1 protein-coding gene is annotated in these 8,650 nt (G+C 69.6%); it reads left to right on the top strand.

The genetic code is table 11. From position 1 onward, the window contains the following. Positions 1–8,650, top strand: an 8,650-nt coding sequence (locus tag DFS21_RS26355; RefSeq protein ID WP_146603176.1) for a non-ribosomal peptide synthetase, incomplete at both ends; no start/stop codon positions are given.

Here is an 8,650-nt window from a genome sequence, read left to right as displayed (position 1 = left end):
CCAGCCTGCCGGCGCATCTGCTGCCGCAGGCCTTGGTCCGCCTGGACGCACTGCCACTGACCAGCCACGGCAAGCTGGACCGCAAGGCGCTGCCGCAACCGGCCATGCTCGCCGCCCAGGACTACGTCATGCCGCAAGGTCCTGTGGAAACCGCCATCGCCGGGCTCTGGGCCGAAGTGCTGGGTATCGAGCAGGTCGGTCGCCACGACAACTTCTTCGAACTCGGCGGCCACTCGCTGCTGGCGGTGACCCTCACCGCGCGCCTGCGCCAGGCCGGCCTGCAGGCCGACGTGCGCACCTTGTTCGGCCAGCCGACGGTGGCGGCGCTGGCGGCGACCCTGGGCCAGGGCCGTCAGGTCGAGGTCCCGGCCAACCGGATCCCGAGCGGCTGCACCCGGATCACCCCGGACATGCTGTCACTGGTGGATCTTGAACCGGCCGCTATCGCGCGCATCGTCGCCACGGTGCCGGGCGGCGCGGCCAACGTGCAGGACATCTACCCACTGGCGCCGTTGCAGGAAGGCATCCTCTACCACCACCTCAGCTCGCCGCAGCACGACCCCTATGTGCTGCAGTCGCCCATGGCCTTCGACAGCCTGGCGCGGCTCGAAGCCTTCGCCACTGCATTGCGCCAGGCCATCGCACGCCACGATGTGCTGCGTACCGCCGTGCTCTGGGAGGGCCTGGCGCAACCGCTGCAGGTGGTCTGGCGCGAGGCGCCGCTACTGGTCGTACCGCTCGAAGGGCAGGACCTGCAACGCCTGGACCTGAGCCAGGCACCGCTGATTCGCCTGCTGTACAGCGCCGATGCCGGCAGCCAACGGGTCGAGGCACTGCTGCAGTTCCACCATATCGTCCTCGACCACACCGCCCTGGAGATCATCGGCGCGGAACTGCTGGGCTACCTGCAAGGCACCACGGCACCGCTGCAGGCCCCGGTGCCTTACCGCAACTACGTGGCCCAGGCGCGCCTGGGCGTCAGCCAGGCCGAGCACGAGGCGTTCTTCCGCGAGCTGCTGGGTGATATCGACGAGCCGACGCTGCCCTACGGCCTGAGCGACGTGCAGGGCGATGGCCAGGCTATCGAGGAAGCCCAGCTGTGGCTGGACGAGACCTTGGCCGCGCGCCTGCGCCAACAGGCCCGGCAACTGGGCAGCAGCCCCGCGAGCCTGTTCCACCTGGCCTTCGCCCGCCTGCTGGCCGCCACCAGCGGCCGCGACAGCGTGGTGTTCGGCACCGTGCTGCTGGGCCGGCTGGAGGCCGGCGAGGGCGCCGAGCGGGCGCTGGGCATGTTCATCAACACCCTGCCGCTGCGCCTGGACCTGCAGGGCGCGGCCCTGCCCGAAGCGGTGCGCCAGACCCAGCAGCGCCTGAGCGCCTTGCTGGTCCACGAGCACGCGTCGCTGGCGCTGGCCCAGCGTTGCAGCGGCGTACCGGCGCCGGCGCCGCTGTTCAGCGCCATGCTCAACTACCGCCACGGCCAGGAGGCCAGCGAAGCCCGGCGCCTGGACTGGCAGGGCATCGAGTTCCTCGACGGCCAGGAGCGCAGCAACTACCCGTTGAGCCTCAGCGTGGACGACATGGGCCAAGGATTCCGCCTGGTGGCCATGACCCCGGCGACGGTTGGCGCCCAGCGGGTCTGCGGGCAGCTGCGGCAGGTACTGCTGGCGTTGGTCGAAGGCCTGGAGGCACAAACCGGGCAGACGGTGCTGCAACTGCCGGTGCTGCAGGACGAGGAACGCGCCTACCTGTTGCAGGGCTGCAACGCCACGGCGCGGGCCAATGATTCCGAGCAGCCGATCCAGGCACTGTTCGAGCGGCAGGCAGCACGCGCCCCGGAAGCGATTGCGGTGCACGCCGAGGCGGGGCAACTGAGCTACCGCGAGCTCAACATCCAGGCCAACCGCCTGGCCCATTACCTGATCGAACTGGGTGTGAAACCCGATGACCGGGTGGCGATCTGCGTCGAGCGCGGCCTGCCGTTGCTGGTCGGCCTGCTGGCGATCCTCAAGGCCGGTGGCGCCTACGTGCCGCTCGACCCGGACTATCCGGCCGAGCGCCTCGGCCACATGCTCGCCGACAGCCAACCGCGGGCGTTGCTGGTGCAACAGGCCACCCGCGCCCTGGTGAGTTCGTCGGCGACATTGGTCGACCTCGATCAGCCGACGTGGGGCGACCTGCCGGACAGCAACCCGCAGGTGCCTGGCCTGACCTCGCAGCACCTGGCCTATGTGATCTACACCTCCGGCTCTACTGGCGTGCCCAAGGGGGTGATGGTCGAGCACCGCAACGTGGCCAACCTGGTGCACTGGAGCGCCGGGCTGTTCCCGAGCGAAGGCGCGGTGCTGCACAAGACCCCGGTGAGCTTCGACGCCTCGGTGTGGGAGCTGTTCTGGCCGCTGTGCAGCGGGTTGCGCCTGGTATTGGCACGCCCGGATGGTCAGCGCGATCCGCAGTACCTGGCCGAGCTGATTGAGCGGCAACAAGTCGGCGTCGTGCAGTTCGTGCCGGCGTTGCTGCAGCAGTTCCTCGACGAGGACGCCAGCGCCGCCTGCGCCAGCCTCACCGACATCGTCTGCGGTGGTGGCGAGCTGACCGAAGCCCTGGCCCGCCAGGTGCGCGAGCGCTTGCCGCAGGTGCGCCTGCATAACGTCTATGGCCCCACCGAGACCACGGTGGATTGCAGCGTCTGGACCCTGGAGGCACGGGACCCGCTGCCGTCGGGCGCATTGCCGATTGGCCGGCCGATCGACAACACCCGCCTGTACGTCCTCGACGCCCACGACCAGCCCGTGCCGTACGGCGTTGCCGGTCAGTTGCACATCGGCGGGGCCGGGGTGACGCGGGGCTACCTGGGCTTGCCGGAGCAACAGGCCGAGCGTTTCATCGCCAGCCCGTTCGTCGACGGTGAGCGCCTGTACCGCAGTGGCGATCTGGTACGCCAGCGCCAGGACGGCGTACTGGAGTTCCTCGGCCGCACCGACCACCAGATCAAACTGCGCGGCCTGCGTATCGAACCGGGCGAGATCGAGGCCTGCCTGAACCGGATCGCGGGTGTGCGTGAGGCGCTGGTGCTGGTGCACGCGCATCCGCACAGCGGTGCGCGCCTGGTCGCCTATCACCGGGGTGAACCACAACAGGCCGACGCGCTGCGCCGGGCCTTGCTGGCACAGCTGCCGGAGTACATGGTGCCGGCGCTGTTCATCCATCTCGACAGCTGGCCACTGACCCCGAACGGCAAGCTGCAGCGCAAGGCACTGCCGCTGCCGGATCTGCAGGCGGGCGGCTACGAAGCGCCACAGGGCGAGACGGAAACCCTGCTGGCCGAAATCTGGGCGCAGTTGCTGGGTGTCGAGCGGGTAGGGCGTCACGACAACTTCTTCGAACTGGGCGGCCATTCGCTGCTGGCCGTGAGCCTGACCGCGCGGCTGCGCCAGGCCGGCCTGCAAGCCGATGTGCGCACGCTGTTCGGCCAGCCGACGGTGGCGGCGCTGGCAACCACCCTGGGGCACAGCCGCCAGGTGCCGGTTGCGGCCAACCTGATCCCGGCCGATTGCACCCGTATCACCCCGGACATGCTGCCGTTGGTGGCGCTGGAGCAGGCCGCCATCGACCGTATCATCGCCACGGTGCCGGGCGGCGCGGCCAACGTGCAGGACATCTACCCGCTGGCACCGTTGCAGGAAGGCATCCTCTACCTGCACCTGAGCAGCGCGGACGCCGATCCGTACGCCTTGCGCGCGCAATTGCGCTTCGACAGCCCGGCGCGCCTGCAGGCGTTCGCCCAGGCCCTGGAGCAGGTCATCGCCCGGCATGACATCCTGCGCACCGCGGTGCTCTGGGACGGCCTGGCGCAACCGGTGCAGGTGGTCTGGCGCCAGGCGCCGCTGCAACTGGCGCCGCTCGACGCGCAGCACCTGGCACGCCTGGACCTGGGCCAGGCGCCGCTGATCAGGCTGCTGCACCGCACCGTGCCGGGCAGCCAGCGGATCGAGGCGGTGCTGCAGTTCCACCATATCGTGCTCGACCACATCGCCATGCAGGCGGTGCAGGCCGAGCTGCGCGGCTATCTGTCGGGCCACGACGAGCCGCTGCCGCCGTCGGTGCCGTACCGCAACTATGTGGTGCAGGCGCGCCAGGGCGTCAGCGAGGCCGAGCATGAAGCGTTCTTCCGCGCCCGCCTGGGCGATATCGACGAGCCGAGCCTGCCGTTCGGCCTGCGCGAGGTACAAGGCGAAGGGCTGGCGCTCGATGAGGCCGAGGTCGAGTTCGAGGGGGCCCGCTATGGCCGCCTGCGTGACCAGGCCCGCCAGCTGGGGGTGAGCACCGCGAGCCTGGTGCACCTGGCCTGGGCGCGCCTGCTGGGCAGTGCCTGCGGCAAGGACCAGGTGGTATTCGGTACCGTGCTGTTGGGCCGTCTGCAGGGCGGCGAGGGCAGCGAACGGGCGTTGGGCATGTTCATCAATACCTTGCCGCTGCGGGTCGACCTGGGTGAGCTCGGCGTGCGCGAAGGCGTGCTGGCCACGCACCGCGAGCTTTCGGCGCTGTTGCTTCACGAGCACGCCTCGCTGGCCCTGGCCCAGCGCTGCAGCCAGGTGGCGGCGCCGCTGCCGCTGTTCAGCGCCTTGCTCAACTACCGCCAGAGCAGCCGGGCCGCGCCGCAGGCGCAAGCCTGGGAAGGTATCGAGGCGCTGGGCAGCGAGGGGCGCACCAACTATCCGCTGAGCCTGAACGTGGATGATTTCGGCGACGGCCTGCGCCTGGGCGTGCAGGTGTCTGCCCAGGTTGGCGCGCAAAGAGTCTGCACGCAGATGCTGCAGGTGCTCGACGGTCTGCTGCTGGCGCTTGAACAGCACCCCGAGGAGCAACTGCAGCGTCTGCCCGTGCTGAGCGCCGATGAACGGCGCCAGGTGCTGGGCGCTTTCAACGACACGACCCAGGCCTACGACCTCGACCAGACCCTTCACGGAATGATCGAGGCCCAGGTGCGGCGCACCCCTGATGCCGTGGCGGTAAAAGCAGAGGAGGGCGAGCTGAGCTATCGCCAGCTGGATGAACAGGCCAACCGCCTGGCCCATCACCTGATCGCCCTGGGCGTGAAACCCGACGACCGGGTGGCGATCTGCGTCGAGCGGGGCCTGGCGATGGTGGTCGGCCTGCTGGCCACCCTCAAGGCCGGTGGCGCCTATGTGCCGGTGGACCCGGAGTACCCGGCCGAGCGCATCCGGCACATGCTCGGCGACAGCGCCCCGCTGGCGGTGCTGGTGCACGCGGCCACACGCCATGTGCCGGCGGCCGGCGCGGTGCCGGTGATCGACCTCGACCTGCCGACCTGGCTGGAGCAACCGGCACAGGCGCCACAGGTGGCCGGGTTGACCCCGCGCCACCTGGCCTACGTGATCTACACCTCCGGTTCCACCGGCCTGCCCAAGGGGGTGATGAACGAGCACGCCGCAGTGGTCAACCGCCTGCTGTGGATGCAGGACGCCTATCGCCTGGGCGCTGACGACGTGGTACTGCAGAAGACCCCGTTCAGTTTCGACGTGTCGGTGTGGGAGTTCCTCTGGCCGCTGCAGACCGGGGCACGGCTGGTGATGGCGCGCCCTGGCGGGCACCGCGACCCCGAGTACCTGCGCGAGGTGATCCGCGCCGAGCAGGTCAGCACCTTGCACTTCGTGCCGTCGATGCTCGATGTGTTCCTCGCCCATGGCGATGTCCTGCCGCACCGCCTCAAGCGCGTGCTGTGCAGCGGCGAAGCCTTGCCCGGCAGCCTGGTGCGGCGCTTCCAGGCACAGCTGCCGATGGTCGAGCTGCACAACCTGTACGGCCCGACCGAAGCGGCGGTGGACGTCAGCGCCTGGCACTGTGTGACGGCGCCGGACAACACGCCGATCGGCAAGCCGATCGCCAATACCACGCTGTACGTGCTCGATGCCCACGGCCAGCCCGTGCCGCGGGGCGTGGCCGGCGAGCTGTATATCGGCGGCGTGCAGGTGGCGCGTGGCTACCTCAACCGCGAGCAACTGACTGCCGAGCGCTTCCTCGACGATCGGTTCGCCAGCCAGGCCGGTGGTCGGCTGTACCGCACGGGCGACCTGGCCCGGCATCTGCCCGACGGCAACCTGGAGTACCTCGGGCGCAACGACGACCAGGTGAAGCTGCGCGGCCTGCGCATCGAGCTGGGCGAGATCCAGGCCTGCCTGACCCGCGTCGACGGGGTCAAGGAAGCCGTGGTGCTGGCCCGCGACCAGCGCCTGCTGGCCTACTACACCGGCGCCCGGCAGGCGCCGGAGGCCTTGCGCGCGGCACTGCTCGGCCAATTGCCGGAGTTCATGGTGCCAGCCTCGTTCACCTACCTCGAGACGCTGCCGCTGAGCCCCAACGGCAAGCTGGACCGCAAGGCGCTGCCGCAGCCAGAGGCGACGCAGCAGGTCTACGAGGCGCCGCAAGGCGAGGTCGAGACCCTGTTGGCGCAACTCTGGCGTGAGTTGCTGGGTGTCGAACCGGTCGGTCGCCACGACAACTTCTTCGAGCTCGGCGGCCACTCGCTGCTGGCCGTTACCCTGACCGCGCGCATGCGCCAGGCGGGCCTCGCGGCGGATGTGCGGGTGCTGTTCGGCCAGCCGACCCTGGCGGCGCTGGCGGCGGCGGTGGGTGGCGAAGTGGTGGTGGAGGTGCCGGCCAACCGCATTCCGGCCGATTGTCAGCGCATCACTGTCGATATGCTGCCACTGGCGAAACTGGACCAGGCGGCGCTCGACCAGGTCGTGCGGCAGATCCCCGGCGGCGCGGCAAATGTCCAGGACCTCTATGCCCTGGCGCCGTTGCAGCAGGGCATTCTCTACCACCACCTGGCCAGCGCCGAGGTCGACCCCTATGTGCTGCAACTGGGCTTCGCCTTCGCCGGCCAGGCCGAGCTGGACGCCTTCGTTTCCGCGCTGAACCAGGTCATCGCCCGTCACGACATCCTGCGCACCAGCGTGCACTGGCAGGGGCTCGATGAGGCCGTGCAGGTGGTCTGGCGCCAAGCGCGCCTGGACATCCAGCCAGCACTGGACAGCGTGCGCCTGGACCTGGGGCGCGCACCCTTGATGCACCTGAGCAGCAGTGTGGAGCATGGTCGATTGCAGGCAACCCTGCTGCTGCACCATATCCTCCTCGACCATGCCGCCATGGAGCTGCTGGTGGCGGAGGTCGGCGATGTGCTGCTGGGCCGCGAGCCTCAGGGCGACAGCGTGCCGTACCGCAACTATGTGGCCCATGCGCGACTGCGCGATGACAATCAGGCGCAGGAGGCAATGTTCCGCGAGCTGCTGGGCGATATCGACGAACCGACCGAGGTGTTCGGCCTGCGTGACGCGCTGGGCGATGGCAGCCATGTGCTCGACCATCGCCAGTACCTGGACGACAGCCTGGCGCAACGCTTGCGCGGTCAGGCGCGGGCGCTGGGGATCAGTGTCGCCAGCCTGGTGCACCAGGCCTGGGGGCAGGTGCTGGCGCAGCTGTCCGGCCGTGAGGAGGTGGTGTTCGGCACCGTGCTGCTTGGCCGCCTGCAAGGCGGCGAAGGGTCCGAACGGGCGCTGGGCATGTTCATCAACACCCTGCCGTTGCGGGTCAGCGTGGGCGACATGGACGTGGTCGCAGGCGTGCGCCTGACCCACCAGCGCCTGGCGCGCCTGCTGGCCCATGAACAGGCCTCCCTGGCCCTGGCCCAGCGCTGCAGCGGTGTTCCGGCCTCACAGGCACTGTTCACCAGCCTGCTGAACTACCGCCACAGCGCGGCTGGCGGCACGGAGCAGGCCCAGGCCTGGCAGGGGATCGAACTGCTGGCCGCCCATGAGCGCAGCAACTACCCGCTGGTGGTCAGCGTCGACGACCTGGGGGATGGGTTCGCCCTGACAGTGCAAGCGGTGTCGGCCGTGGACGGCGGCTTGGTCTGCCAGTTGTTGCAGGAGGCCCTGGCTCGCTTGGTCGAGGCATTGGCGGATACCCCGGCAATGCCACTGAGCCGGCTGCATGGCTTGCCGGAAGCCGAGCGCGAGCGGGTGCTGCGCCAATTCAACGCCGGCGGGCCCGACTACCCACGTGATCTGCCCGTGCATGTGTTGTTCGAGGCGCAGGCCAAGGCCAGCCCGGATGCGCTGGCGGTGGCCCATGGCACAAGGCGCTGGAGTTACCAGGCCCTCGACCAGCAGGCCAATCGGCTGGCCGGGTATCTGCTGGAACTGGGCGTGCGCGCCGGTGATCGCGTGGCCTTGTTGCTGCCACGCTCCTTCGACCTGCTGGCGGCCCAGCTGGCGGTGAGCAAGTGCGCGGCGGTGTTCGTGCCGCTGGACGGCAATGCCCCGGTCGAACGCCAGGCGTTCATGGTCGGCGACAGCGGGGCGGCGCTGCTGCTGACCCACAGCGACCAGCCCGAAGTGGTGGGGGCGCGCCGGGTCGAAGTCGACCGGCTCGACCTGAACACCTATGCGACTGCGCCGCTGGGGCTGGCGGTGGACGCCGGCAGCGCGGCGTACATCATGTACACCTCCGGTTCCACCGGCATGCCGAAAGGCGTGCAGGTGCCGCACCGGGCCATCGTGCGCCTGGTGATCAACAACGGTTTTGCCGACTTCAATAGCCAGGACCGCGTGGCGTTCGCCTCCAA

The sequence above is a fragment of the Pseudomonas sp. 2848 genome (assembly GCF_003253945.1).
Lineage (GTDB): Bacteria > Pseudomonadota > Gammaproteobacteria > Pseudomonadales > Pseudomonadaceae > Aquipseudomonas.
The sequence above is the reverse complement of the archived record's forward strand: the minus strand, read 5'-3'. Positions and strand labels throughout refer to the sequence as shown.